Below are 26,046 nucleotides of genomic sequence, written 5' to 3'. Positions count from 1 at the left end.
GACACCTTTTTTTGCACTCTAATTCAGAGATAGCCTTTCGCGGCCTTCAAGATTTTTCTGCTGGACAGGATTCCACGATGTATGCCAATTTGAACTCTCTAGAGTGAGCAGGGTCTGCTGAAGCGTGTCTAGGTATTTATCGATTTTGCCCCGTTCTTCTTCGGAAGGATGATACAGCTCGATGCGTTTAATTAAGTTGGCCATGGTCTCATGCAAATAGCAGGACGCCGCGCCAAATCGTGCACGCGCCATTTCTGGGGCTAGACAGATCAGCGCCTCAAAGATGCGGGACGCCTCTTTGTAGCAGCCTTCATCATGCAGCATTTCGGCAGAAATGAAGGCAATATTCCGAAACAGCTGCTGCGAGCCCAGTGAGAGGGGATCGGGCAGATGGGACAAATGGCGCTTGGCCTCTTCGGCATAGCCTTCCTGATACAGCGCGTCAATCAGGAGACATTGGAGATCAACTTCGAAGCCAGCGAGCATTAAGGCGGTTTCTGTATAGCCCAGCTTTACCGCCAGGCTAATCAAAGCAGCCAAACGATACATGGGCACTTCATTCCTGTCGTAATCACGATGGGCGATGAACCGGGAAAGATCGGACAATCGGCCCATTTGATCCAAAAAATCCGCATCCTCCTGCGCTGCAGGGGTGAGGTGTTCTTCGATAAAGGAAATAGCCTGTTCCGCTTCACCGGACCGGATGAGGATTTCGGCATAGATGAGCTGCATTTGCTTATCTTCCAGCAGCTCGGGTGAGAACAAAGTTGATGCGCTATCGTACGCCCCAAGCTGATTTAGTACAAGGATAATAACCTTCTTGCCGTCTGGCAGCTTGTCCTGTTCAATTACATCGCGCAGTGCAGAAGCGATTTCGTCATCGGCGCTTCTCTGCGTGCTTTGCAGGCTAAGACCGATTTGCAGCAGGCGCTCAGCTTCCTCTGAAAGCGGCAGCAAATTTCTATTCACGGCTGTTCACCTTCGTGTTTCAAAAGCTGCCGAGATGCGATAAGATCCTTTACCTTGCCGGCCGGGCCGGATTGCTTTTGCCACTGGTTAAGCAGGATGCGGATTTGCCAGGCTTTTCCCTGAGCGCGAAGAGAATTGTCCGAAAAATAGCTTTTCATTGCGGTCCCCTCCTAGTTGGGTTTGGTATAATAACACCATATGTTAGTCTGGGACAAGTTATGAATGTAATCATTAGGGAGGATTTCCATGACGTCATCAAACGATAAACTCAAAGAAACAACCGTATCTACGGAGCATATTTTTACGGGAAAAGTGATCTCGCTGCAGGTGGATACCGTCCGGCTTCCCGATGGGACTGAAGGAAAACGCGAAATCGTCAAGCATCCCGGCGCTGTAGCGGTTCTCGCCGTCCATCAAGGACGGCTGCTGCTCGTCGATCAATATCGCCAAGCGCTGGGACGCTGTGAGCTGGAAATTCCCGCTGGCAAGCTGGAGCGCGGTGAGGATCCGATGGAGGCGGCAAGACGTGAGCTGGAGGAAGAGACGGGCTATCGCTGCGGCAAGCTATCTCTGCTGCATTCTTTCTATACGTCGCCTGGTTTTGCCGATGAGATTATCCATCTGTATTTGGCTGAGGACCTGACGGCAGGCGATGCCTCGCCGGACGAGGATGAATTTCTGGAGATTATTGAAGCGACCTTCGAGGAGACGCAGCAATATATCGCGGAAGGCCGAATTTTCGATGCGAAAACGATTTTGGCCGCATATATATGGCAGCAAAGAATAGCTGACCATAATGCCAATAAGGGTGCATAGGTATGGCAAGTAACCAAGCAAGATTAAGTAGCTCGCACGGTTCTTTAGGAACGTATTACGCCGATCTTCACGTGCACATTGGACGGACAAATGCGGGAAATCCGGTTAAAATCAGCGGCAGCCGAAACTTGACGTTCGGCAATATCGCCAAGGAAGCAGAGGAGCGCAAAGGAATCTCCCTTATCGGGATCATCGACTGCCATTCTCCCGGTGTACAGCAGGACATCGATGATTACCTTCTGGCCGGGGAAATGAAAGAGCTGCAGGAAGGCGGGATAGCTTACGGCGGAACGACGATCCTGCTCGGGTGTGAGCTGGAAATTCGGGAGCCGGGGATGGGGCCTGCCCATTTGCTCGTTTTCTATCCGGGCCTGGAGGAAATGAAATCTTTCACAAAATGGCTGGATAAGCACATGAAGAACGTACATTTGAGCTCGCAGCGCATCTACGTTCCCGCTTGCGACCTTCAGAGGGAGGTCTATGACCGGGGCGGCATGGTCATTCCGGCGCATATTTTCACGCCCCACCGGAGCATTTACGGGAGCTGTGCTCCACGGATGGCAGAGGTGCTTGACCCCGAGTTGGTGAGCGCTGTTGAGCTGGGTCTGAGCGCAGACAGCGAGATGGCTGGCTTGCTTAGCGAGCTGGACCCTTATACAATACTGACGAATTCGGACGCCCATTCTTTAGGGAAGATCGGCAGGGAATACAATGAGCTGCGGATTGCCCGGCCGAATTACCGCGAGCTGCAAAAGGCTCTGAGCATGGAGGAAGGGAGAAGGGTTGCTGCAAATTATGGCTTGAATCCGCGGCTCGGCAAGTATCACCGGACATTTTGCAGCGGGTGCAGCTATATTATTGATGAGGCGGAAGCAGCTGTCGATCGCTGCCCCTACTGCGGCTCCGCCAAGCTGGTCCGGGGCGTGCAGGATCGGATCCGCTCGATTGCCGATCGGCCTGTTCCGTCCGTCCCGGTGCACCGGCCTCCATATCATTACCAGGTGCCGCTTGAATTCATTCCGGGTCTCGGACCTGCGAAATTTGAAGCGCTGCTCCGTGCTTTCGGGACGGAGATGGATATTTTGCACCGGGTTTCCGAGCAGGACCTGGCCGGAATCGTTGGCGAGGAGCTGGCTGAGCGCATAAGCGCTGCACGCGCCGGACGGCTCGCTTTAACCTCCGGCGGTGGCGGGACATACGGCAAAGTCGACGCATCGAAAGGATTTCGCGAATAGGGCATAAGGGGGCAGGCTTGTTCATATTTTTACTTGTAAGGGGTTATCGCCCGTGGTAAACAATGTGAACGAGGAAAGGAGCATGCCTGCATGATTCAGCCTTTTCGATATGCGCTTAAGGATCAGACTCCTTTATATGTGTTCGTCTCGGTGCTTTTTCTAATGGGGGTCGTGTTCGGCGCTTTGATGGTCAATGCCCTTACGCTCGAGCAGCAGCAGGACTTGTCCCGGTATTTAGGCAATTTCTTCATCTCCGTCAACGAGGGGGGAGCCGACTTTCACCCGGTGACATTTTGGGAGGCCGCAGTCCTGCATCTGAAATGGCTCGGTTTGATCTGGCTGCTCGGTTTATCCGTGATCGGGCTTCCAGGTATTCTTATTTTAGACTTCCTGAAAGGGGTTCTGATCGGTTTTACTGTTGGATGTCTGGTAGGCCAATTTACCTGGAAAGGGCTATTATTCGCCCTGGTTTCCGTCGCTCCCCATAATTTACTTGTCATTCCCGTGCTGTTGATCAGCAGCGTGGCTGCGATTGGCTTTTCACTGAATATTATCCGCAGCCGGGTGCTCATGAGCCGGAGCGGGAGTGTCGCTAAGCCCTTCGTAACTTATACGGGGCTGACCTTGGCTTTGGCTGTAATGTTGCTGGCGGCCTCGTCCTTCGAAACCTGGGTAACCCCGGTTATGATGGGGTGGATCACTCCTTCTCTGGTGGAAACAGCCTTGTGACTATAAAAAATTACATTTACTGTATATCTTCTGGATTTAGGATATTACTGAAGTGAATTTTCACTTTTCGGTAGCATCCTTTTTCATTTTTTTAGTTACATGTGTGTAAATTTTAAGCGTAGTGTTTGCACCAACCTTTGTGGATTGCTGTTTTGGTGTGAGGCATGTGATTGCGAAGATAATACCTAATGAGTAGAGAAAAGGAGCATTCTATGTAACTGAATGCTCCTGATCTATCAAGGTCAATATGGATTGTAGGTAACGTAACCTCTATAGGTCACATAATGGTAACCTGAACCATCGTTATTAATAACGGTGAGGTAAGGATTAACCAGTTGTAGTGCTCCTGTAAACTTACCAGCTGGAAAGTAAGTAATGTAGAAATAACTAAGTGATGGACTAGAAGAATCTTTCTCTCCCTTTCCAAAATAAATAGTTCTAGAAACTTCTACATATTTCGGAGAGGTATCATAGAAGTCATTAGCCTTATTTGCTGCACTGGCTGCTGATGCTGGCAATACTGAAGTAATAGCTATTAAAAATGTCAAGAAGAGAGTGATAAAAGTTATTCTTTTTAAACTAAATATCATAGATTAACACCTCCTTTTTTAATTAATAATAGACATTTGTGGAAAAAAAATCAATTAAAATTTAAATATAATATGTAAATATAGAAATTAAAGGTATTTAATGATGTCGAGGTCGGCTAATGTCGACCTATTTTTTTATTTGCTTATTTGATAATATTGGAAACAAGAGGGGGATATGATGAAAAAGCGACTTTATGATATGTTTATTAAGAAGGACGAAGAGAATGGAGCAGAGGAAATTAAGCTTTTCAATCTATTAAAAGCGATATGTGTCATTTGGATAGTATCAGGAATTGTTCTTTTTTTCTTACCTGATAGGGGAACAATTGGAGATATGTTCGGCTCTATTAATACTTTGTTCTCAGGATTGGCCTTTGGAGGTATTATTTATACGATTTATCAGCAGAGAGCGGAATTTAGATTACAAAGGGAAGAACTGCAGTTACAGAGAGAAGAAGTTGCTAAAACAAATCTGGCCATGAATGAGCAAGTTAAAGCAGCAAATATTCAACGTTTTGAAAATACTTTTTTTCAAATGATAGGACTACATAATGATATTATTAGAAGCACAGTATGTGATAATAAAGAAGGTAGGGAAGTATTTTTACTCCACTACGAAGCTCTTAAAATAGAGATTAAAAACACCATCATACGAGCACAGGGAAAATTTTTTTACACAGATGAACATCTTTTTTTAAGGCGATGTAATTTTATAATCTCTGCTTGTGATAATTTTTTTAAAGATAGAGAGCACTATTTAGGGCATTATCTTAGAAATTTATATAATTTATTTAGGATGATTGATAAGAATGAGTGGGTAGCAGGAACTAATGAGAAAAAGGAATATACTAGGATTGTAAGATCACAATTATCTGCTTTTGAATACATCATTCTTTTTTATAATTGTTTTCAGAAAAAAGGATATAAATTTAAATATTACGCTGATAAATATGAGTTATTTGACAATATGGATGAAAGCTTACTTTTTGATAAAATTGACATTGTTCTTTATCGTGAGCAATTAGGTAAATAAGTGATTGGAATATGAACCCTCATCCTGGCGATTAACCAGCTTAACGTTAATTTTAAAACCACCAGGATTTACGCCTCAGTGGTTTTGTAATTAATTCAGTTTTGGAAAGTGCCGATTGAATCAAAAAAATGGTCACGAAAACGGAAAAGCGTCAGAAAGCTATATGGAGGAAAATCCATAATTACATCTGTATCCACTAAAAAATGGGCAAGAAAAGGCAAAGTGAAGGTGTGTGGAGAAATACACATGATGGGGTGGGTCACACCGATGCTTGAATCCAGCCTGGCACTCTAGCAAAATGTTTGACTTTGTTGAATGACTCCCCCTATAATGAAAGAAGCGATTGTAGATATTAGATCATTGAGCGGCGATTCCTGGGGGAGGGAGAACATGGAAGCAAAGATCGACAAAATCAAGCAGCAGTTACAATCCCAGGGTTACAAATTGACGCCCCAACGGGAAGCTACAGTACGGATACTACTCGAGAACGAAGACGATCATCTTAGTGCGGAAGATGTTTTCATGCTCGTCAAAGATATAGCTCCTGAAATCGGTCTTGCGACCGTTTACCGGACATTGGAGCTGCTTAGCGAACTGCATGTCGTGGAGAAAATCAACTTCGGAGATGGCGTTGCCCGCTACGATTTGAGAACCGATACAAGCAAACATCATCACCATCACCTCATTTGCGTACAATGCGGTGCCATGGATGAAATCCGCGAGGATTGGCTAGGGCCACTGGAAGAAAGGCTGGAGGAAGAGTTCAATTTTACCGTACTCGACCATCGTCTCGATTTTCATGGGATTTGTTACAGATGTAAAGATAAGAATGATAACCATCCCGAGTCCGGCAATAAGAAATCTTAAGTCCGCATCTCAAGCTCCGCACGGCCGCCGCGCTGTGAGGGGCTTTTTTTAAACTGAGCAACATAATTCCTCTATCTCTTCTATATACTAATGATAAAGCGCCTGTCCGATCGATCTTATCGTTTGGAAGGCACATGAGTTCGGGTAAAGAAAGAAGGAGAGGCTTATGGTGATTTCGGTTCGAAAATGGCTGCGCAGTCTGAAGTTCGCCGTGCTGTTCGTTGCGCTGGCATATTTGCTGTACAAGGTGCTGGGCACGTTCGGCGGGTATTTGTTTCCGGCGGATAAATACCGCATTCCGGATGGTACGGCCGTTAAGGCGTTCCAAACAGAACGAGGCGGCAGTCATGGCATCGAATTTATGGCGGATCGATTGAAGCTGTTTTATTGGTACGGAGAATAAATGGAGAATTGGGGGCGCAGGAACTTGGAACAGTACATTGCCCCGTTCATGGGTTATTTAGCCGATCATAAAAGGTTGAGCACTGCAACGCTGGAATGCTACAAGCGGGATGTAGAGCAATTTATCGGTTATTTGCAAGAGCGCGGGGTAACAGCGCCGAGCCAACTGACTAGGGCAGGGGTGAAGCTGTATTTTACCATGCTCGGAAACAACGGCAAGGCTCCGGCAACCGTGGCCAGATCCTCGGTGTCGCTGCGTGCTTTTTTTACATATTTGCAGCGGGAGCGGCTTTTGGATCAGGAACCTGGCGAATGGATTGAGTCGCCACGAATCGACAAATCCCCGCCGCAGACATTGACCGTAGCCGAGGTCGATTTGCTGCTGGACATGCCTGCTATATCCCAAGCCTCCGGGCTGCGCGATAAAGCGATGCTGGAGCTGCTCTATGCCACAGGGATTCGCGTATCTGAGCTTATTGCCCTGAATGTCCAGGACGTCGATACCGCGATGAAATTTGTACGGTGCACAGGAGGAAAGGAACGGATTATTCCCATGGGCTCCGTTACGGCGAAGTGGTTGGAGAAATATTTGGGGGAGAGCCGCCATATCTTGTTAGGCCAGTCTGATGCCGAGGTGCTGTTCCCGAATGCAAGGGGAGATCGTCTCTCTCGACAAGGCTTTTGGAAAATCGTCAAGAAGTACGGAAGGGAGGCTGGCATCGAGGCGGACATTACGCCGCATACGCTTCGCCACTCCTTTGCTGTGCATTTGCTTGAAGGCGGAGCGGACGTAAAGTCGGTGCAGGAAATGTTAGGCCATGCCGACATGGTCACCGTGCAAATGTATTTAAGCAAACGCAAGCCTAATCTGAAGTCCGTTTATGAAGCTTTTCATCCCCGGGCTAAGGCGCAAGCCTCCAATTTACCGGCCGAATAAACGTTATAATATGACAATTATGCCAAAGGAGATCTATGACAATGACAACGATTCTAACGCAAGGAATGATTCAGGAAGCAGCGGATTATATCCGTTCTAAATCCAGTGTGGCGCCGAAGATCGGCTTGATCCTCGGCTCGGGCCTTGGCGTGCTGGCTGATCATATCGAAGGGGCTGTGAGCATTGCTTACCAGGATATCCCTTACTTTCCACAATCAACGGTGGAAGGGCATGCCGGCGAACTGTTGATCGGTACCGTACAAGGAACCCCTGTCGTGTTGATGAAGGGCCGCTTTCATATGTATGAAGGCTATGGGCCGGAGTTAACGGCATTTCCGGTTCGGGTGATGAAGGCGCTTGGAGTGGCCAAGCTGCTCGTTACGAATGCGGCAGGAGGAATCAACACTTCGTACAATCCTGGTGATCTTATGCTGATCTCGGATCACATCAACATGACGGGAAGAAACCCGCTCGTAGGTCCGAATGATTCCGAACAAGGCCCTCGCTTTCCTGACATGTCTCAAGGCTACAGCCGCAAGCTTCGCGAAATTGCCAAGCAGGTGGCCGGAGAGAAGGGCGTTCCGCTGCAGGAAGGAGTGTATGTAGGCTTGCTGGGGCCTTCTTACGAAACGCCTGCAGAGATTCGGATGTTCCGTACTCTGGGAGCGGATGCCGTAGGCATGTCCACCGTATCAGAGGTTATCGTGGCCAGACATGCGGGGATCGAGGTTCTGGGCATATCCTGCATCAGCAATATGGCCGCTGGCATTCTTGATCAGCCGCTATCCCACGAGGAAGTAATCGAGACTACGGACCGGGTTCGCGAGAAATTCCTTAACCTTGTTCTCGGGATTATCCCGAAGTTGTAAAAAAATGAAACTGGCTAAGCCTCAATGCATTAAGCGGCGTTCCTGTCGATCTATGAAGATCGATGAGAATGCCGTTTTTTTGTGTGGTCAGGAATATATTCCCTTTATTTCGCCGATACTAGGTTAGCAGAATCCAATATTTTGTAAAATTTGTTGAAGGGGGACTAATCTTGAGCAAGCGGCTGTTAATTTGGAGCATCACAGTTCTGCTGATTTTCTCAGCCTGGCCGGCAGCAATGTCTGCTGCTCCCGGCGGGATGCATGGGGAAGGAGACGCTCTGTTAGCGGAAAATTCCAACTCCGCCATTTTGATGGATGCAGATACGGGAACGATCATTTACGAAAAGAAAAGCCATGACAAGCTGCCGCCAGCCAGCATTACGAAAATCATGACGATGCTGCTGACTATGGAGGCGATTGAGAAAGGCACCTTGAAGCTTTCGGATAAAGTGACTACGAGCGAATACGCGGCATCGATGGGCGGTTCGCAAATATTCCTGGAGCCTGGGGAACAAATGACCGTGGACGAACTGCTCAAAGGCATTGCGATGGCCTCGGGCAATGACGCTTCCGTGGCGATCGCTGAGAAAATCGCCGGGTCGGAGAAAGGCTTTGTAAGGCTAATGAATCAGCGGGCCGCCGAGCTCGGGATGAAGGATACGCAATTTAAGAACTGCAATGGACTTCCAGTGGAGGGTCACTACAGCTCAGCCTATGACATTGCCATCATGAGCCGGGAGCTGCTGAAGCATCCGGAGGTCACGAAATATACGGGGGCCTACCAGGATTATTTGCGTCAGAATACGCAGAAGCCGTTTTGGCTTGTCAACACGAACAAGCTTGTTCGATTCTACAGTGGCGCGGACGGCTTAAAGACGGGTTATACGTCGGAGGCCAAATTTTGTTTGGCGGCTACGGCACAAAGAGACGGCCTGCGGCTGATCGCCGTTGTCCTTGGAGAACCGAACACGAAGACGCGGAACAGCGAAGTCTCCGCCATGTTTGATTACGCCTTCTCCCAATATGCTCTGCTGCCGATTTATAAGGCGGGCGAAGTGATCGGGAAGGTGAAAATCCAGAAGGGACAATCCCCGATGCTGGAACTGTCGGCAGCCCGTCAATTGAATGTACTGGTCAACAAGGGAGCCACCCCTGGCAGCATCACCCATAAGCTAGAGGTGCCCGAAAAGCTGGCTGCACCGATCAGGAAAGGCCAAAATATCGGGAAGCTGATCGTCTATCAAGAGGATAAGGTCATCACCGAGTTCCAATTGAAATCACCAACGGATATCGATAAGGCGGGTTGGTGGACGATGTTCAAGCGTTCTGCTTCGCATCTCTTTTTTGTAGATTAATAGGTTTTTTCTTCTAGTTTTGTCAGGCGGGAGGAATTAAGCTTGGGCTTATCGAATTGTTGTGTTCATGTCAGGGAGGAGAGTGAACAGACGTGAATTTACATGTGGAAATGGTAAGGCATCGCGAGACGCTAATCGTACGATTAAGCGGGGAACTGGATCACCATACGGCCGACGACGTCCGTATGCGAATGGATGAAGAGATTGCGCGGGGGGATTGCCGCCATCTAGTGCTCAGCCTGAAGTCTTTGGAGTTTATGGACAGCTCCGGTCTGGGCGTAGTTCTGGGAAGATATAAGCTGATCAAGCACAAAGGCGGCAAAATGGTGCTGTGCGACGTAAACCGCTCGGTTTATCGGCTGTTCGAAATGTCCGGGCTCTTCAAAATCATGAGCATTTTCGAGAATGAGAGCGATGCGCTCTCTGAATTGGAGGTCGCATTATGAACCAGTCCGCCAACAATTTCATGTCGCTGCAATTTGCCGCAAGGTCTGAGAATGAATCGTTTGCCCGTGTGACGGTTGCCGCATTCGTGTCGCAGCTTGATCCTACCATGGATGAAATTACGGATCTGAAGACCGTTGTTTCCGAAGCCGTAACGAACTGTATCATTCACGGATACGACAACGATCCCGAAGGAATCGTCAAGATTTCTGCTCAGATTGAAGGGGACACCGTTACTTTAGTGATAGAAGACAAAGGGCGGGGAATCGAAGACGTAGAGCTTGCGAAACAGCCTCTTTACACGTCCAAGCCGGAGTTGGAGCGTTCGGGCATGGGCTTTACAATCATGGAGAATTTCATGGATGAGTTCGACGTCGCGAGTGAAATGGGTGGCGGCACGTCCATTCGGATGAAGAAGAGGATTGTATCCAAGAAAGCTTTATATAATTAGGGGTTGGATCTATGGATGCGGATGTGAAGCAAACCTCAAGAGAGTTTTTGGATGATGCCGAAGTGAAGCGGTTGATCGCTCTGAGCCAATCCGGGGACCATAGTGCCCGCGACCGGCTGGTGAACTGCAATATACGGCTCGTCTGGTCGGTAGTACAGCGGTTTATGAATCGGGGGTATGAGCCCGAGGATCTGTTCCAAATCGGCTGTATCGGCTTGCTAAAATCAGTGGATAAATTCGATCTTAGTTATGACGTCAAATTTTCCACGTACGCGGTGCCGATGATTATCGGAGAAATCCAGCGTTTTCTGCGCGATGACGGGACCCTTAAGGTCAGCCGCTCGCTGAAGGAGATGGCGAACAAGGTTCGCAAGAAGAAGGATGAGCTATCCAAGGTGCTGAATCGTCTGCCCACGGTCAAGGAAGTGGCGGACGAGCTCGGCATAACGCCGGAGGATGTCGTATTTGCTCAGGAGGCTAACAAGCCACCTACATCGATTCATGAGACGGTATTCGAGAACGACGGTGATCCCATCACCCTGATGGACCAAATCGCAGATGAGTCTCAAGAGCGCTGGTTCGACAAGCTGGCGCTTCATGAGGCCATACATGGCTTGTCCGATCGGGAACGGCTGATTGTGTATTTGCGCTATTATCGCGATCAGACCCAGTCTGAGGTAGCGACCCGGCTTGGTATTTCCCAGGTGCAGGTGTCGAGGCTGGAGAAAAAAATCCTGCAAAGCATTCGTGACCAAATCGCCCAATGATATAGGGCTAATATGGGCAGCGGTTGCAGTAAAACGGCTTTCGGTTAATACCGGGAGCCGTTTTATTTTTTTGTATTCATCATAGATGTGTGGGGCGGTGTTTTGCTTAATCGCGAGTAAAGCGGCCCTCCGCTTGGCATACTATGGACAATTCGTCCTGGAAAGAGGTGTTAGGATGAAACAGGGCACAGCTACGATTTATTTGCAGCTGCGCAAGCATATCAAGCTTCCGCTAGGCCAGGCCGTACGGCTGAGGGACGTCGCTCGCGTTCTTACCGATCCGAAACTGGAGCAGAGTCTTCTGGACATGGTCCTTAAGCAGCCGCGGGAGCAGGACGGCAATCTCGTTCTGATCGATATGCTGCAGATCATATCGCGCCTACAAGAGCGCTTTCCGGATATACAAGTGGAGTATATGGGCGAGCCTCAGGTACTGGTGGAGATGGTCGGCAAGGAAAAAAGACCGCTGCTGGTTCTGTTTCTTGCCGTTTGGCTGCTTCTCTTCTTCGGATCGGCGCTGACGATTATGAACTTCCACGCGGATGTCAGCATGCAGGCGGTTCAGGTACGGATCGTGGAGATGATTACAGGAGAGCGGGATGAACATCCGCACTTGTTTCAAGGGGCGTATTCCCTCGGCATCGGCTTTGGGATGGTGGTGTTCTTTAATCATTTGTTCAAGAAAAAGTGGAATGAGGAGCCTACTCCCCTTGAAGTGGAAATGTATCTATATCAAGAAAACCTCGATCAATTCGTTATTACCGAGGAATATAAGAAGATGCATAAAGCGGAAAGACAGGGGGAGAAGAAGTCTTGATTTCACCCTGGTTAGCGGCGGTGCTTGTCTTTCTCGGGTTGGCCGGCGGCATTGCAGTGGGGGGAGGGATTATAGCGCTTTTTATCGTACTTGACGTAATTCCGAGACTCGCCCAAGTGACCCAGTCGTATGACAAGGTGCATTGGTATGAAGGAGCGATGGTCAGCGGAGCCCTCGTTGGGACAGTAGCCGATTTCTATCAGTTGCATATGCATGGCCCTTGGCTGATTAGCGGTTTTGTCGGCTTGTTGAACGGCATTTTTATCGGCATGCTCGCGGCAGCCTTGACCGAGGTGCTTAATGTCCTGCCGATTCTTGCCAAGAGGCTCCGGATGCAGCGTTATTTGCTGGGGCTGCTGCTGGCGATGGTATTCGGTAAAGTAGCCGGCTCTTTATTTGAATTTTTCGTTTATACGCCATAGAAGTGGAAAGGCCGAAATGAGTTTAATGCAAGGAGGTAAAGGGATATGACGGATCGGGAGCATAACGATTATTCGCAGGAGGAGCAGCCGGATTTCATTCCTTACCCGGAGAAATACTCTGCCGAGGAGACGGATGGTGCCGACGGAGAGCAGCGGGACAGAAGCGATAAACTGAGGAATAAAAAGATTGAGGAGGAGCATTCGGATACGATTGAGGAGTCGGTCCTGTATTGGCAGAAGAGCAGCAATATTAGCGAGAATTTGGAGACGACAAAGGAAACGCTGAAGGAGGTTGTCGGTCTCGGCAAGAGCTTCGATCTTGATTTCCGCGAAATGACCTTTGGGGATAAGCGAACGGGTTTGTTCTTCATCAGCGGCTTCGTGAAGGAGAATATTTTGCAGGAGATCCTGAAGCGGCTGACGTATTTGACGCCCGATAATTTTTCCTCTGACGTGCTGCATGATTTTTTCGAACTCTATATCCCGCATGTTCAGGTTCAAAAATTCGATAAGCTCAGCGATGTCATCACGATGGCACTCAGCGGGATGAGCGTCTTATTCATTGACGGCGAGCGGGAAGCACTGGTAATGGATACCCGCTCTTACCCTGCGCGTAATCCTGAAGAGCCTTCGCTCGAGCGCGTTGTCAGAGGGTCGAGGGACGGCTTTACCGAAATTTTGCTCACGAACATCACGCTTGTCCGCCGGCGGCTTCGCGATCCAGGCCTCGTCTTTGAGCTGCATAAAGTGGGGCGCAGAACACAAACCGATGTATGTATCGCATATATCGATGATATCGTTGATAAGACGCAGGTCGATTCCGTGCGAGATAAAATCACTTCCATCGATATGGACGGCATTCCGCTAGCGGACAAGCAATTGGAAGAAGCGATCGTCCGCAAGGGCTGGAATCCGTACCCGCTGGTCCGGTATTCCGAGAGGCCGGATGTCGTTGCTTCGCATATCCTGGAAGGGCGGATTGTTCTATTTAGCGATACGTCTCCCAGCGTTATTATTTTACCGACGACATTCTTTGATCTGTGCCAGCATGCGGAGGAGAACAGGCAGACGGCGTTTATGGGTACTTATTTGCGTTGGGTGCGGTTTGCCGGCATATTCGCCTCGTTGTTTCTGCTTCCGCTATGGCTCCTCATGGTTATTCATCCTGAGCTTAAGCCAGCTACACTTTCGTTTATTGGCCCCCAGACCAATGCTAAAATTCCGCTGATTGCACAATTTCTTCTGATCGAGTTCGGTGTGGATTTGCTTCGAATGGCTGCGGTACATACGCCGACCCCGCTTGCTTCGGCTATGGGTTTGATTGCGGCGATATTAGTTGGAGACATCGCTGTAAAAACAGGTTTGTTCGTGAATGAGGTAGTGCTGTATATGGCTGTTGCGGCCATCGGAATGTTTGCCACGCCGAGCTATGAGCTGGGCCTTGCCAATCGGGTAATCCGGCTGGGCTTGCTTATCGCTGTTGCGATCTTCGGGGGGCCAGGGTTTGTTGTAGGCGTGACGGCCTTCATTATCTGGCTGACGCTGCGGCGGTCCTATAATTCCTCCTACTTGTGGCCGTTTATTCCGTTTAATGCAAAGGCGATGGCCGCCATATTGTTCCGTTTGCCAGTCATGACTTCCAAGCAAAGGCCGTCCTTCAACAAGACAAGAGACCGCAGCCGTATGCCGCGGAAGGAGTAGCAGAATAGGTTGTCCGCTAAAAAATACAAATGATATTCGCAAAAATCCATTTTTCAGTTCACCTAATGTTTGCTATACTGGTGTAAAAATTGAAAGTGGAGAGTGCTAAATGTATTTACACGGTACTAGTAAAATTAATGCCAAAGGGCATCTCGAAATCGGCGGCTGCGATACCGTCGAATTGAAGCAGCAGTATGGTACGCCCCTCTACATCGTTGATGAAGCACTTGTACGGCAAAGATGCCGCGAATATATGGATGCATTTAAGCAATCAGGCCTGTCTTTTCAGGTGGCATATGCGAGCAAGGCATTTTGCGTAATGGCAATGTGCAGAGTCGTAGAGGAAGAGGGGCTGTCGCTGGACGTCGTCTCGGAAGGGGAGCTGTACACGGCGCTGCAAGCCGGATTCCCGGCAGAACGTATTCATTTCCATGGCAACAACAAGACGTTGGAGGAGCTGGAAATGGCCATTAACGCGGGTATTGGCTGTTTCGTCGTGGACAATTTCACGGAGCTGCATATGCTCCAAGCGATCGCTGCGGAGAAGGGCGTCGCTGTAAATGTGCTTCTGCGCGTGACTCCCGGTGTGGAAGCCCATACGCATGAATTTATTTCAACGGGACAGACCGACTCGAAATTCGGCTTCGATATCGGGAACGGCTCGGCTAAAGAGGCGGTGGAGCTTGCCTCCGGCAGCCTGAATCTCCGCTTGCTTGGCCTGCATTCCCATATCGGCTCGCAAATCTTTGAGGTAGAGGGCTTTGAGCTTGCCGTCGAGCGCGTTGCTCAATTTGCGGCAAACGTCAAGGAGACGCTTGGCATCGTGTTCAAGGTCATTAACCTCGGCGGCGGTTTTGGAATCCGTTACACCGAGGAGGATCAGCCTCTGCATGTATCTCTATACATCAAAGCGATTACCGATGCGGTGAAGAAGCACTTCGCGAAGACCTATGCGCAAATTCCGGAAATTTGGGTGGAGCCGGGCCGCAGCATTATCGGCGATGCTGGTACAACGCTGTATTCGATCGGCTCGACGAAGGATATTCCCGGCGTACGCAAATACGTTGCTGTTGACGGCGGGATGACCGATAATCCGCGCCCTGCATTGTACGATTCCAAATACGAGGCAATGCTGGCGAACCGGGGCAAGGACGACAATGAGGAGACGGTATCGATTGCCGGCAAATGCTGTGAAAGCGGGGATATGCTCATTTGGGATCTGGAGCTGCCTAAGGCGAACCAAGGAGATCTGCTCGCTGTAGCCTGCACGGGAGCGTATAATTACGCTATGGCCAGCAACTATAACCGCATCCGCCGTCCGGCGGTCGTCTTCGTCAAGGATGGGGTTAGCGACGTTGTTGTTAAGCGAGAAACCCTTGATGATATCATTTCATGTGATGTCATCCCCGAGCGTATTGCCAAGCAACCGTCGTTTAAATAAGTTTGTAAAGTTCCGCCGCCAAAATTGGTGGCGGATTTTTTTGCTCATCGCCCGATTTCATAGTAAACTGTAAGAGGTTTGTCTTACTGAGAATAAAGAAGGAAGTGATCCGATATGAAAAAAGGGAAAATCGTACTGGAAAAAGGCGGAGAGGTAGAAATTCAATTTTTGCCGGAAGAGGCGCCGGGCACTGTAGCAAACTTCGAGAAGCTGGCTAATTCCGGCTACTATAATGGACTAACGTTCCATCGCGTTATTCCGGGCTTCGTAGCGCAAGGCGGCTGCCCAACTGGAAACGGCACAGGCGGCCCTGGCTACACAATCAAGTGCGAGACGGCTACGAATACGACGAAGCACGAGCGTGGCGTACTGTCTATGGCGCATGCGGGCAAAGATACGGGCGGAAGCCAGTTCTTTATCGTCTACGAGCCACAGCCCCATTTAAACGGCGTACACACGGTGTTCGGGAAAGTGACTTCCGGCATGGAGCTTGTAGATCAAGTTCGCCCTGGCGACAAAATGAAGGAAGTTACCGTTTGGGATGAAGCTTAATTTAAGCGAAGCTTGAAGAAGGATGGCATCGATCGAGAGATCGGTGTCATTTTTTTATGAGCGCGTTTGTAACTTTTTACCACTGGGGAACGATGATTGGTTAGATAACATCATTTTTTCTTGGAGGATAGTCATGAGGGATATCATTCAAGTTCAGTTGTGGCAACGATCGGCAATCATTCTACTAACAGACGCGTATTTATGGATATGATGAACAGTATGTCCGCAATGACCACGGGAAGCGTGTTATACCTATAGAATTCGATTCGCTTTTTTCCGAATTGCTTAATAGGGAGCTTATGCATGTGCAGGAGGAGAATAAATCCGTGGATGAGGCGGCGATGCATATTCAAGAGGAGGCGCAGGCTATTTTGAATCAAATGATTAGCGAGCAGAATAAGTAACAAGGACGCGAGAAGGCAGAGGGAAGGAAGTGCAATAGAAAAGAGAGAACGCAAGATGAATATCTTTGTTCTCTCTGAAGTATGAATCAAGCAGGCAGCTATTTCTTAGCGTCGGCGGCTTCGTCCTTAGCTTCTTCGCGGAAGCCTTGGATACTATGCAGACGGCGTTCGTTTTTAGCCTCGATTTGGGCTTTTTCTTCGCCGCTGATTTCGTCGGCATGCTCGCTTAAATAATCCTGTCCTTCACGGAAATTTTCAATGGTATCCTGGATGGCATCCTGCAACTTTTCCACGTTATCGGAACGATCGTCCGGCTTGGCCACAATAATTACCTCCTTGTCAGCATATTGTTTGTAATTTTCCCGCCAACAAATGCTTTTATGCAAACTGGGCCGCTTGGTTTATTTTTGTGCAAAAACTCCCGCCCGAAAGAGTACCGTCATGGTGTCGTAAAAATCCTGGCTTCGGCCATGGACGGCATTTAATACAGGATTGCCATTCTTATCCTTCATCTTACTTAACTCATCAATAGCTGGTTGGGCGTAAGCAGGGATGTGCGGCAGGGCAGCTTTTAGCGTTAAGCTGGCTACTTGCTCCTTGAGCTCTTTAAAAACCTTTTTCTCATCTGCTGTCATGGGCTGTTCCACCGTTCCTTTGTGTTGTAGTCGTTCTAGCTCCTGCCTGATGGCAGGGATAAAGCCTTGCTTGGCTGCGGCCACTGTATTGCCATGGCCCCAGAAGCTTGTACCTGGACATGTCTTTGCGGACAGGCCGGGGGTGTAGTCCGGCAAGCGGATGCCAGTACCCGTAAACCAGGCATGGTAAGCAATATGGCTGGTATTTACCGGGATAGATAGCTTGTCGCATAAGCAAGCATATACATGGATGACGGATTGCTGCTGCTCAGTAGTCATCACATCCTGACGGGCATCAAAATTGCCTATGATCTCAATGCAGACCCATCCGCTATTCTGATTGGCAATACCAGCCGGCGTCTGGTTCAAATCCCTGTCCAGTGAAATGGCGATCCGGCCGTCTTCCATAATGGTAATGTTTTGACCCGTTGCTCTCCATTTATTGGTGTTAACATGGTAGTTCCGCATTCCCTCCAAGCAAGCAAAAGCATCCTGCTGCGCGATCCCGTTGTTCATTTTGCGGGTAGCATAATTGGGGGAAGCTGTATGGTGCACCTGCAGCTTGCTGATGCTCCTCGTAATGGTCTGTTTCTGGAGCCAGTCACGGAATTCCGAGCGTTCCATTAACAGAAAGTGGCCTTGCTGCTTCATGATGTCTCCTTATGAAATCTTTATTTGAATTACAGCTATAATGAAAAGTTTAATTGTGTTTTTCTTTGCCCTTAAGCATGGCGATTTTTTCTTTGATGAATTCTGGAAAAGGAAGCTCTAGTCGTCCATAATTTTCGGCCAGTGAAATAATTTCATTGGCATACCAGAAATAAATACTCCCAATCATGACAGAATCCGTATTCATCACGATGTCTACATGGTGCGCGATGAGCACGGCAAGAAGCATCAGGCCTTTCTTGATCAGGCCCCAGAATGAGGCGGCGCTGGCGATGCCCCGGCCCTCCTTCAGACTGGCGAGAATGCCTGTAATGTAGTCAGAACCCATGAGAATAATAAGTAATGTCATTGCTGGACTCCAACCCCCAAATGTTTGTGCGATCATACTCCCGATCACGCCAAATATGCCATAGAATCCAATTTCTTTGGCGGTCAGTGGCTTGAGATAGGCGACGATCAAACCTCTGATCTCGAGTAATTTGATATAGTTGTTCATCATTCCATTCCCTTCGCTGTGAAAAATGAAAGAGACTTCTCATGATGAGAAGTCTCTGGAAACTTACAATATATACACATATCCCTGCGAATCTCCATTGGGATCGTCTATAACAATTCGGCTCTTCAAGTCGGCAGCCCATTTCACTCTGACTCTGATCCGGGAAGGCTGATCGAAGCTGGCGTGAGTAGGAACGGAGATTCGGCATGGAATATAGGCAGAGATGACATGGATTTTTGCAGGTAAGATTTCCTTTTCGAATACCCTGATATGGGCGGGAAGATCCTTAGTTTCATTCCTGCGGATAACGATTTTACTTCGTAGTACCTTTTCCTCCAACCCGATGACATGGATAGTACCGGTCAGGTATTCGCTTTTTACGACGGAAATTATGGCACTAAGGTAAGGGTTAACTACGGCAAGTGTTGCCTGTAGATTTCGCTGTTCAGATACTCTGATGGCAATTCGGCTCGCCAAGCCAAAATCTTTGCGTTGCCGTACTCTAATTCGTCCGAACGCAAAATCTCTGCTGACCGTGATTTGAGAGAGGATATCTTCGCTTTTCTTAATTTGAACGTTTAGCTTGGCGGTTAAATCTCTCTGCTCAGATTGCCGGACGATGATTCGTGACAACAAGACGGGATTTTTAACGATCAAACTGCCATCGATAACGCCCATATTGGCAATTTTGATCCGCGATTTGATTGCTTTATCGAACCAAATTTGATGTATGTTAATTTTAGCAGAGATGGATTTATCTTTGTTTTGGCGGACAACAATACGGTTGTTTCTGAGATCTGCTCTTTCGTAGGTGTAAACGGTCTGATCAAGATATTCAATATCCAGTACCGGGCTGTGCCTGCTTTCCCTGGAATAGAACCTCTTATAATTCTGCTCGCTTTCGTCCGCGAGCTTAATGATAAAGCCGTTATTATTCTTGCTGCCATCGTACCAGTCTTTAACGATGTCTGTAAAATCAACGGAGAGATAGCCTCCAACGCTGCCTATATCGAGCTCCGCTATTTTATTGGTCGGTAACGGCTGGTTGTCCCACGTAATTCCTCGTTCATTCCATTCGCGATCCAACTCATAAATTTCGATTTTCTGAACCGGTGCATGGTCTAGTTCGTGATATAACCTAAGGTGGGCTGATTTAATGGTTTGATCCAGCGGCAAGGTGGTTAGATCAAAGCCAATAAAGGAACGGTACTTTTCTTGGAATGTTTGGTTGTACCCTGCATACAAATCCTGTTCGGTGCCGTAGTTGAACTTTGGAGTGCCTTCACGAACAAAAGCATCTTTGACCGGGCTCATCGAAAGCATTTTCGTCGGCGGCTGAACGACATTGATGATCGCATTGGCTCGATTGTTAATAGGAATGTTGATGCGACATGGTAGATTATCATGTACCTTGATGCTTACCGTTGCCGTCAAATCATGCCGATAGACTGCTCGTACATCTACATAACCAGTGGCTTTGTTATGTGGCGGTATATAAAGCTTTGATGGTAAAGATACTCCGTAGGGAACAGTTAGGGAAGACTTGATTTGATAGCCGTTGCCGTCTACGAGTTCGAAGAGCTCAAGTTCGGCTATGTAAGGCGCACCAGGGCTAATACCTCCGACATCAGATAAGGTGAATCTATAGAATCTATAAGAATTCTTGTTATTTTCAAAATTTATCTGAAAATCCTGCTCAAGCGAAGGCCATGTAAGTCCAGTTCCAGTATTTCTAGCATCGAGGATATCCCAGCTGACACCATCAAAACTTCCTTCTAACCGATAATTAAGGATGTGTCCGGTGTTTTGCATAGTCGCTCTATGAAGTCTATAGGCGGAAATGGCTGCTAAGTTTTCAACCCCCAGATCAATCTGTGCGTATGTTCCTGCACCATTTCCTCTCCAAGAATTTGTGGTAGTGCCGGTATTAAGGATTCCATCGAATAATTTCCAAGCAGGGTTGGTTGTTTCGTTAACGCCCGTTCCAGTCGCTACATATGGAGCAGGAGTATTTCTAGAAGTCATTATTGGAGTAATTTTATTTAACGAATAAGCATTTTTAGGGATAACAATATACTTCTCATCTATCTTTGTGGTGTCGTCAAAGTATAGATTGAAGTTATAAAAAGAAGGAACATTGATATTATTGGTTGATAATGTTGTCCTAATCTTTAATCGACCGTTACTTATATCTGTTCCCAGTGGAACGTTCTTGATTGAGCTTCCGTTAATTAGCGGTTTCCAAGTAGACCAAGTTACTCCCCCATCGAGAGAAATGGACGTTTCCACAGTGATGTTGGTTCCAAAAGGGGAGTCCTCCATCCAAAACACATTGTTTGTTCGGAGACTCCCGACAGATGAAATATCGTATAGTTGTTCCCTATAGGCAGTATGGGTTAAACCGGAATAAATCTCACCTTCTGCTATCTGAACAGTATTAGGGACCCTTCTTGTAATTATGAACTTGACATATCTATATCTACCATGGAAATCTGAAGTAAATGTGTTCTGAACTGAAGAACCTGTCCCATCAGCTCCTAGATAAACAAAGTCAGCTCCATCAACACTACCATGCACTTCTACATAGTGAGGATTTCCTGCTGCACTAATCTGCAAATTTGTTGAAAAAAGCATGCCACCAATCAATTGAGCAGAACCTAGATCTACAATTATTTCTTCCTTTGATAAACTATTATATCTAAACCAAGTAGATTGATTTCCATCTGTGAATAATTTATCACCAGTGTCCCCGTATCCTGGGGAAAGCGGAGAGTTTAATGTCTTTGTATAAGGTTTATTCAACGCCAAATTCGTCTGCTTGTTACGATTTACTAGCGTTAACTTCCCATACCCGTCCACATATATATCCGAGTTGCTGAAGTATCCCTGTTGCATTTGAGCTTGAGTTTGCTCAGTTATCCTAAACATAGTTCACCTTCTTCCATTGTATTGGAATTGGATATAGTTTTTAAACCACATCACACTTAGCCAACACTTCAAACGTTCCTCCCGATTGAGATTGATCTGTTGTTGTAACACGAATATAAAATGGCATGGTTTCTTTCGTATTTAGTGTTTGATTAAAGCTAAGCGTTTGTTGTGGTATAAAAGGGACTTCACTTTCACTTAGCTCGACCCTAAATTCTTGAGACGGATTTGATATTGATAATTGGATATTATTCACAGAATAGTCATAACAATTTTCTAGAAGTAGTTTCTTTGGACTAGTGGTTTGACCTGCAACTATTGTTCCAAAATCAATGAGCATAAGGGTGTTGCCCTTATTATCTGAGTAGTAATCTTGGCTTACTTCATCTTTAAAGAAGATGTTGTCAAATGGTTCGTAAAAAAATCTGTACATAAAGAAATTATTCTTGATATTTCCCGTGTCTTGGGTAACCAATAAGTAATCTCCTCGTCCACTAAATCCTATATCCATTCTAGCGTTCGATAAATTCCCACTAGACCCACTTTGATCTGGTTGAGTAATAGAGTCTGGAATTGTAAACCTCTCACCTATAATGCCAGTTTCACTATTAAATCGATAAAAGAATATTCTAGGAGCATTTTTCCATGCTTCATATTGACATACCACTAGATATTGCATTCTCTTTGAAAAAGAAACTGCAAGAGTGGTCACTTCTGCTCCTTCATTTGGAAATATTGGATTTCCTATTACCCCTGTGTCGATATCGAATGGACAAACACAAACTCGCGGTGAGCCAGCGTATGCAAATACAATAAACCTGTTGTCTGATGAAAGGTTAAAGTCAGCAATATTATACGATGCAATGGGGAGGGAGTTATTTGACATATCTGCTCCTTTTGTTCCATTTGAAAAAGGCGCAATAGCAAATTTTCCGCCATCATCAACCCTCAATACAAATTTATTATTATTAGTGAACTGTATCCGTGTTGGTCTATATGAGGTTGAATAGGTGGTTCTGCTAGTCAGGAGTCCTGTTGTATCATTAAAATTGTGAAAAACAATATTATAGCCATTCCCATAAGCTATAAATTTATTGTCGGAAGTAAGTGCTATGGCCTGCGCACTATCTGTTGAATTGTATATTGGATTTGTAAACCCGCCAGTTACTGAATCGTATTTAAATATAGCAAATGAACTATTTCCACCCATAAAAACAAACATTTCATTTTTTGAAAATAGTATGCTATTTCTAGTATCATTAGTGTAGCCTCCAAATGGGGCAGGGAGTTCAGTTAATAAATTTGTTGCCTTATTAAATCTATAAATTCTTGCTTTAAATTCGGATATATTACTGATTGCAACATACTCTCCGGTATAAGATACTGTATTAGTTCTTATTCTTGCAGGAAATGTCAGATAGTTAGTGTCAATACTAATAATTGTCGGATCAATCGCCACCGGAAACACCCTACTAGAATCCTCAATCCACTCATAAGGTGAGAAAATCTTAAGACTAATCACGCTTCCGATTTTGATCACTTTATACATACATTGAATACTTTCTCTCCCGTTGATTTCATAGGCAATTGGCGGGGGCAAAGTGAAAACAGTATCTCCACTTCTGTCCCTAAACTGGATCTCAGATGAAGTGTCGAACTCATCCTGTTGAAGCGTGCCGTCAACGAACATATCAATGTCCGTGGAGAAGTCGATGATTCCATCAACGACCACACTAATTTGTTTCCCTGGCAGCGTCTGATTATAGATCGGCTTAGAGCTCAAAATGGTGTTATGCTTCAACTCGCCAGCGTTCACGATGAACTCATCGTCAATACCATGCAATAGGTTTTTATAGGTGACTTTATTGTCGTCAATCACTGCCTGAGCATCATTGATTCTTCCAAACCAATCTTCATTGCCATGCTCATCCGCGAATCCTACTCCGAAAGGAGTCCACTCAAAAAACCGATCTCCGACAACTACTTTGACCGGCGCGTACTCGCTAATATTTTTCTTGAAGTAAGTTTTAATCAAGTTCGTTGTATTCTCAAATTCATACCTGTGATCAGAGCTTGAAGTAACCTCTAATTCTACGTCTCGCTCAATGCCGTTGTCGTCAACATATTTTGGCTTCGGCAGCGCGACAGCCTCTAATTTATTTAATCCCAGACTCATATGTACACCTCCTTATTGAATGATCCAGTTCAGTTCGCTTGCCACGTTTTTGTTTAGCGATGTTGCAATGCGGTCGATTTCTTTGCCGTTCTTTTTGATGATGAAATCTCCGTGCAGCGTTTTGTCCGATACCAGCCTGAAGTTGAAATGAACAGGATGATCGTACGGAATTACGCATTGTGCTTTAAATTGAAGCGCGTGATTGTCTGTATCTAAGCTTGCCTTATACCCAAAGTTGTAGCTTGTAATTGCGGTATCTCTTACCGATTGCAGCGTCACAGGGTTCAACAGGACTTCCGCCGTTTTATAGGAAATAATATCGTTATAATTCAATTGATTTCCCGTGAGGGGAATCGTCTGATCTTTCGTTTCGAAAAACAGCTCATACAATCTTCCGTCGATTTTGAATACGCCGCCCCAGACTTCAAAATAAAATCTTTTTCCACTGCCGATCAGACCGAATCTAAGCAGTTTGTCTTTGTTGATCGAGGTAAACAGGTTTCCTGCTTTATCATCGAAATTATATTCGGCTAAATAGGTGGTATCGTCATATTCGGCCATCCAAATGAATTCTTGCTCCACGGGTGAACAAGGATGTATGTTATGAAACATAAAATCGCCTCCCATTGTATTGGAATATGAAAAAAGGACACCGCAAGAGTGTCCTAAGCGTCACTATTTTATTAAAATTGATAAGCTACCCGGATTAAGAAGTCGATGTTCCCAGCTGTTGCCAAAGAAGGCACATTCGCTTGCAGCGTTACTTGAGCATAGTTAGCTTTGGCTCCATCGACCGTACCATTATTGGCTGCACCGGAGATCTCGCCCGCACCAGCACCTTTGGCTTGAATGGTTTTAGTGTTGTTTCCACCGATTGGAGTATAAGAGGTTTCATCCATTGAGTCCACTCGTACTTCAATCCATCGTCCGGTAACGAGTTCTCCTGTATTCCCGCCGTTTTGATCCTGCGTTGTAATCGTGCAGTGTTCCATATTTGAAACTGCAGAAGATTTTCCTCTATTGTTCCAAATAAGTATCGAGAAATCTTTTGAAACCGTACCTGCGTCGACAGTGAGAAAATCCAGGGAATTCACCTGAGAAGTCCCGTTGGGTTGCGTAAATTCTACGATTGGTGCGATTGCCATTTATAATCTCCTCCTAAAAATAATAAAACACTCCAACTTGAGTGTTAAATTTGAATATCGATTTGAATTGTAATGCCCTGAATCTCGGAATCCAGGTCCGTAATATTAAGCCTGAAATAATCGTTGGTATTTACTTTATGATTTGAAACGGTGTGCGTAGTAGACTCCAAACTCCCTACCGGAAAGTTAATACTATCGGTTAGAATATTGTCCCAGATGCCATTATTTTTGAAATTAGTTTCGGAGATTTTTTGTATTTCAATTTCGGTGGGCTGGAATGAGCCGCTGTGCAGACAGAATGCTTTAACATTTTTTATTTCTCCGGCAAAAGGAAAAGAGCTGACCAGCGGAGGAACGCCCGTTAATTTTGGTTTCCCCACCAGGAACATTAAAGTTTTAAGCTCTAATTTATCATGAAATGCAATAAAATCCTCTTTGCTCATTAATCCATTTACGGTTCTAGAGGCAATAGGGAAGGCCATCTGGGTAAAGTTCTCAATGAGAATCCAACTGAACCCATCCCAGCGGTAGATATTCCCTGTGTTTCGAACCATGACCGTCCATCCCAGTTCGGGCCTAGGGTAGGTTGTCGCCAAGTCACCGTAACTATTAACCGGTGCCTTGTAAATCTTCATGGCATCGCGAATGACAACAAGCGCCTGGTCTGCGGCATTTAAGGCTGTTTGAGCCGCTTTGTTGGCATTATCCGCTGAAAGATTGGCTTCTACCGCAGCCTGTGTCGCCGCGGCTATAGCATTGTTAATCTCCACTAGCTTCAAATTGTACTGACTGAGATGAAGCAGCATTTCGTCAATGATGTCTTGCAGCGTTTTGACGATATCGGGATTTCGTTCAACCATGGCGTACACCCGGGAAGCTGGGAGCAGAATTTGCCCTTTGCCCTTGTACTCGCAGAGAAACGTTTTTCCTTCATGGGAGGGATGGAATTGAATTTGGCCGTTTCCGTAGTTGACGTGGAATTCATCCGGCTCCAGCGTATTTTTATGGATAAAGTCCTCGATATGTACCTCAATCATTCCAGCGATGCGAACTCTGTCCTGGGATGAAGGGACTTCTAACAGTGTAATGATGCCGTTAATGACCGGAAGGGAGTCTGCACGATCGATGTACGGCGGGTCCCGCCAAATGACGATCGACGGATCGTTGTATTGCAATTGCTTTTGCAGTCGTGGCAT

28 protein-coding genes are annotated in these 26,046 nt (G+C 46.7%); 17 read left to right on the top strand and 11 right to left on the bottom strand.

What is annotated here, in order from left to right; translation table 11 throughout:
- Window positions 1–18: 18 nt before the first annotated feature.
- Window positions 19–969, bottom strand: a complete 951-nt coding sequence (locus tag ACYUJT_RS12385) for a hypothetical protein (RefSeq protein ID WP_460322352.1) — start codon at window positions 967–969, stop codon at window positions 19–21.
- On the bottom strand, window positions 966–1,127 hold the full coding sequence (gene mciZ, locus ACYUJT_RS12380) for a Z-ring formation inhibitor MciZ (protein WP_460322350.1): 162 nt from the start codon (window positions 1,125–1,127) through the stop codon (window positions 966–968). The genes ACYUJT_RS12385 and mciZ overlap by 4 nt, the downstream gene beginning before the upstream one ends.
- 88 nt (window positions 1,128–1,215) lie before the next feature.
- On the opposite strand from mciZ, the gene ACYUJT_RS12375 reads away from it, so the two are divergent.
- The 3 genes from ACYUJT_RS12375 (at window position 1,216) to spoIIM (ending at window position 3,749) form a co-directional block, all read left to right on the top strand.
- Window positions 1,216–1,785 carry an NUDIX domain-containing protein gene (locus tag ACYUJT_RS12375; RefSeq protein ID WP_460322347.1) on the top strand — a complete coding sequence of 190 codons (570 nt, stop codon included), beginning with the start codon at window positions 1,216–1,218 and terminating at the stop codon, window positions 1,783–1,785.
- Window positions 1,786–1,787: 2 nt separating this feature from the next.
- On the top strand, window positions 1,788–3,020 hold the full coding sequence (locus tag ACYUJT_RS12370) for an endonuclease Q family protein (protein ID WP_460322345.1): 1,233 nt from the start codon (window positions 1,788–1,790) through the stop codon (window positions 3,018–3,020).
- A gap of 93 nt (window positions 3,021–3,113) precedes the next feature.
- A complete protein-coding gene (gene spoIIM / locus ACYUJT_RS12365) occupies window positions 3,114–3,749 on the top strand; it encodes a stage II sporulation protein M (protein WP_460323291.1) in 636 nt (211 codons plus the stop codon).
- A 242-nt stretch (window positions 3,750–3,991) separates the two neighbouring features.
- Here spoIIM and ACYUJT_RS12360 read toward each other — a convergent pair whose 3' ends face one another.
- A complete protein-coding gene (locus ACYUJT_RS12360; RefSeq protein ID WP_460322343.1) occupies window positions 3,992–4,339 on the bottom strand; it encodes a hypothetical protein in 348 nt (115 codons plus the stop codon).
- Window positions 4,340–4,517: 178 nt separating this feature from the next.
- Here ACYUJT_RS12360 and ACYUJT_RS12355 point away from each other — a divergent pair, with 178 nt between their 5' ends.
- From ACYUJT_RS12355 to ACYUJT_RS12290, 14 genes are all read left to right on the top strand, one after another.
- The gene (locus tag ACYUJT_RS12355; RefSeq protein ID WP_460322341.1) at window positions 4,518–5,372 is read left to right on the top strand and encodes a putative phage abortive infection protein; all 855 of its coding nucleotides are present in this window, start codon (window positions 4,518–4,520) and stop codon (window positions 5,370–5,372) included.
- 390 nt (window positions 5,373–5,762) lie between these two features.
- Window positions 5,763–6,239: a ferric iron uptake transcriptional regulator gene (fur, locus tag ACYUJT_RS12350; RefSeq protein ID WP_460322339.1), complete on the top strand. Its 477-nt coding sequence runs from the start codon at window positions 5,763–5,765 to the stop codon at window positions 6,237–6,239.
- 166 nt (window positions 6,240–6,405) lie between these two features.
- Window positions 6,406–6,642 carry a DUF4227 family protein gene (locus ACYUJT_RS12345; protein WP_460322336.1) on the top strand — a complete coding sequence of 79 codons (237 nt, stop codon included), beginning with the start codon at window positions 6,406–6,408 and terminating at the stop codon, window positions 6,640–6,642.
- Between the two features lie 24 nt (window positions 6,643–6,666).
- Window positions 6,667–7,578 (top strand): site-specific tyrosine recombinase, encoded by a 912-nt coding sequence (locus tag ACYUJT_RS12340; RefSeq protein WP_460322333.1) that lies wholly within the window; start codon window positions 6,667–6,669, stop codon window positions 7,576–7,578.
- A gap of 41 nt (window positions 7,579–7,619) precedes the next feature.
- Window positions 7,620–8,447, top strand: coding sequence for a purine-nucleoside phosphorylase (locus tag ACYUJT_RS12335; protein ID WP_460322331.1), 828 nt, complete (start codon window positions 7,620–7,622; stop codon window positions 8,445–8,447).
- Window positions 8,448–8,617: 170 nt separating this feature from the next.
- The gene (locus tag ACYUJT_RS12330; RefSeq protein ID WP_460322328.1) at window positions 8,618–9,802 is read left to right on the top strand and encodes a D-alanyl-D-alanine carboxypeptidase family protein; all 1,185 of its coding nucleotides are present in this window, start codon (window positions 8,618–8,620) and stop codon (window positions 9,800–9,802) included.
- A gap of 92 nt (window positions 9,803–9,894) precedes the next feature.
- The gene (spoIIAA, locus tag ACYUJT_RS12325; RefSeq protein ID WP_460322326.1) at window positions 9,895–10,248 is read left to right on the top strand and encodes an anti-sigma F factor antagonist; all 354 of its coding nucleotides are present in this window, start codon (window positions 9,895–9,897) and stop codon (window positions 10,246–10,248) included.
- Window positions 10,245–10,697 (top strand): anti-sigma F factor, encoded by a 453-nt coding sequence (spoIIAB, locus tag ACYUJT_RS12320; protein WP_460322324.1) that lies wholly within the window; start codon window positions 10,245–10,247, stop codon window positions 10,695–10,697. The genes spoIIAA and spoIIAB overlap by 4 nt, the downstream gene beginning before the upstream one ends.
- Window positions 10,698–10,708: 11 nt before the next feature.
- Window positions 10,709–11,464, top strand: a complete 756-nt coding sequence (gene sigF, locus ACYUJT_RS12315) for an RNA polymerase sporulation sigma factor SigF (RefSeq protein WP_460322321.1) — start codon at window positions 10,709–10,711, stop codon at window positions 11,462–11,464.
- Between the two features lie 175 nt (window positions 11,465–11,639).
- Window positions 11,640–12,281, top strand: a complete 642-nt coding sequence (locus tag ACYUJT_RS12310; protein ID WP_460322318.1) for a stage V sporulation protein AA — start codon at window positions 11,640–11,642, stop codon at window positions 12,279–12,281.
- The gene (locus ACYUJT_RS12305) at window positions 12,278–12,703 is read left to right on the top strand and encodes a stage V sporulation protein AB (protein ID WP_460322316.1); all 426 of its coding nucleotides are present in this window, start codon (window positions 12,278–12,280) and stop codon (window positions 12,701–12,703) included. Before ACYUJT_RS12310 ends, ACYUJT_RS12305 begins: the two co-directional genes overlap by 4 nt.
- A gap of 45 nt (window positions 12,704–12,748) precedes the next feature.
- Complete coding sequence (locus ACYUJT_RS12300) at window positions 12,749–14,404, top strand: spore germination protein (protein ID WP_460322314.1); 1,656 nt, start codon at window positions 12,749–12,751, stop codon at window positions 14,402–14,404.
- Between the two features lie 109 nt (window positions 14,405–14,513).
- Window positions 14,514–15,845 carry a diaminopimelate decarboxylase gene (gene lysA / locus ACYUJT_RS12295; RefSeq protein ID WP_460322311.1) on the top strand — a complete coding sequence of 444 codons (1,332 nt, stop codon included), beginning with the start codon at window positions 14,514–14,516 and terminating at the stop codon, window positions 15,843–15,845.
- Window positions 15,846–15,959: 114 nt separating this feature from the next.
- The gene (locus ACYUJT_RS12290; RefSeq protein ID WP_460322309.1) at window positions 15,960–16,397 is read left to right on the top strand and encodes a peptidylprolyl isomerase; all 438 of its coding nucleotides are present in this window, start codon (window positions 15,960–15,962) and stop codon (window positions 16,395–16,397) included.
- A 502-nt stretch (window positions 16,398–16,899) separates the two neighbouring features.
- Here the strand turns inward: ACYUJT_RS12290 and tlp are convergent.
- The 8 genes from tlp to ACYUJT_RS12250 all read right to left on the bottom strand — a co-directional run bounded on the left by tlp (window position 16,900) and on the right by ACYUJT_RS12250 (window position 26,046).
- Entirely contained in the window at window positions 16,900–17,124 is a 225-nt protein-coding gene (gene tlp, locus ACYUJT_RS12285; RefSeq protein WP_460322306.1) for a small acid-soluble spore protein Tlp, read from the bottom strand.
- A gap of 78 nt (window positions 17,125–17,202) precedes the next feature.
- A complete protein-coding gene (locus tag ACYUJT_RS12280) occupies window positions 17,203–18,087 on the bottom strand; it encodes a peptidoglycan recognition protein family protein (protein WP_460322304.1) in 885 nt (294 codons plus the stop codon).
- 49 nt (window positions 18,088–18,136) lie between these two features.
- A complete protein-coding gene (locus ACYUJT_RS12275) occupies window positions 18,137–18,604 on the bottom strand; it encodes a phage holin family protein (RefSeq protein WP_460322302.1) in 468 nt (155 codons plus the stop codon).
- Between the two features lie 60 nt (window positions 18,605–18,664).
- Window positions 18,665–21,529, bottom strand: a complete 2,865-nt coding sequence (locus ACYUJT_RS12270; protein ID WP_460322299.1) for a DNRLRE domain-containing protein — start codon at window positions 21,527–21,529, stop codon at window positions 18,665–18,667.
- Window positions 21,530–21,569: 40 nt separating this feature from the next.
- Window positions 21,570–23,705 (bottom strand): hypothetical protein, encoded by a 2,136-nt coding sequence (locus ACYUJT_RS12265; RefSeq protein WP_460322297.1) that lies wholly within the window; start codon window positions 23,703–23,705, stop codon window positions 21,570–21,572.
- A gap of 12 nt (window positions 23,706–23,717) precedes the next feature.
- Complete coding sequence (locus ACYUJT_RS12260) at window positions 23,718–24,317, bottom strand: hypothetical protein (protein WP_460322295.1); 600 nt, start codon at window positions 24,315–24,317, stop codon at window positions 23,718–23,720.
- 71 nt (window positions 24,318–24,388) lie between these two features.
- On the bottom strand, window positions 24,389–24,850 hold the full coding sequence (locus ACYUJT_RS12255) for a hypothetical protein (RefSeq protein ID WP_460322292.1): 462 nt from the start codon (window positions 24,848–24,850) through the stop codon (window positions 24,389–24,391).
- A gap of 44 nt (window positions 24,851–24,894) precedes the next feature.
- Window positions 24,895–26,046, bottom strand: coding sequence for a hypothetical protein (locus ACYUJT_RS12250; protein ID WP_460322290.1), 1,152 nt, complete (start codon window positions 26,044–26,046; stop codon window positions 24,895–24,897).

This window comes from Paenibacillus sp. YSY-4.3 (genome assembly GCF_054767475.1).
This window is presented reverse-complemented; position numbering and strand designations above follow the sequence as displayed.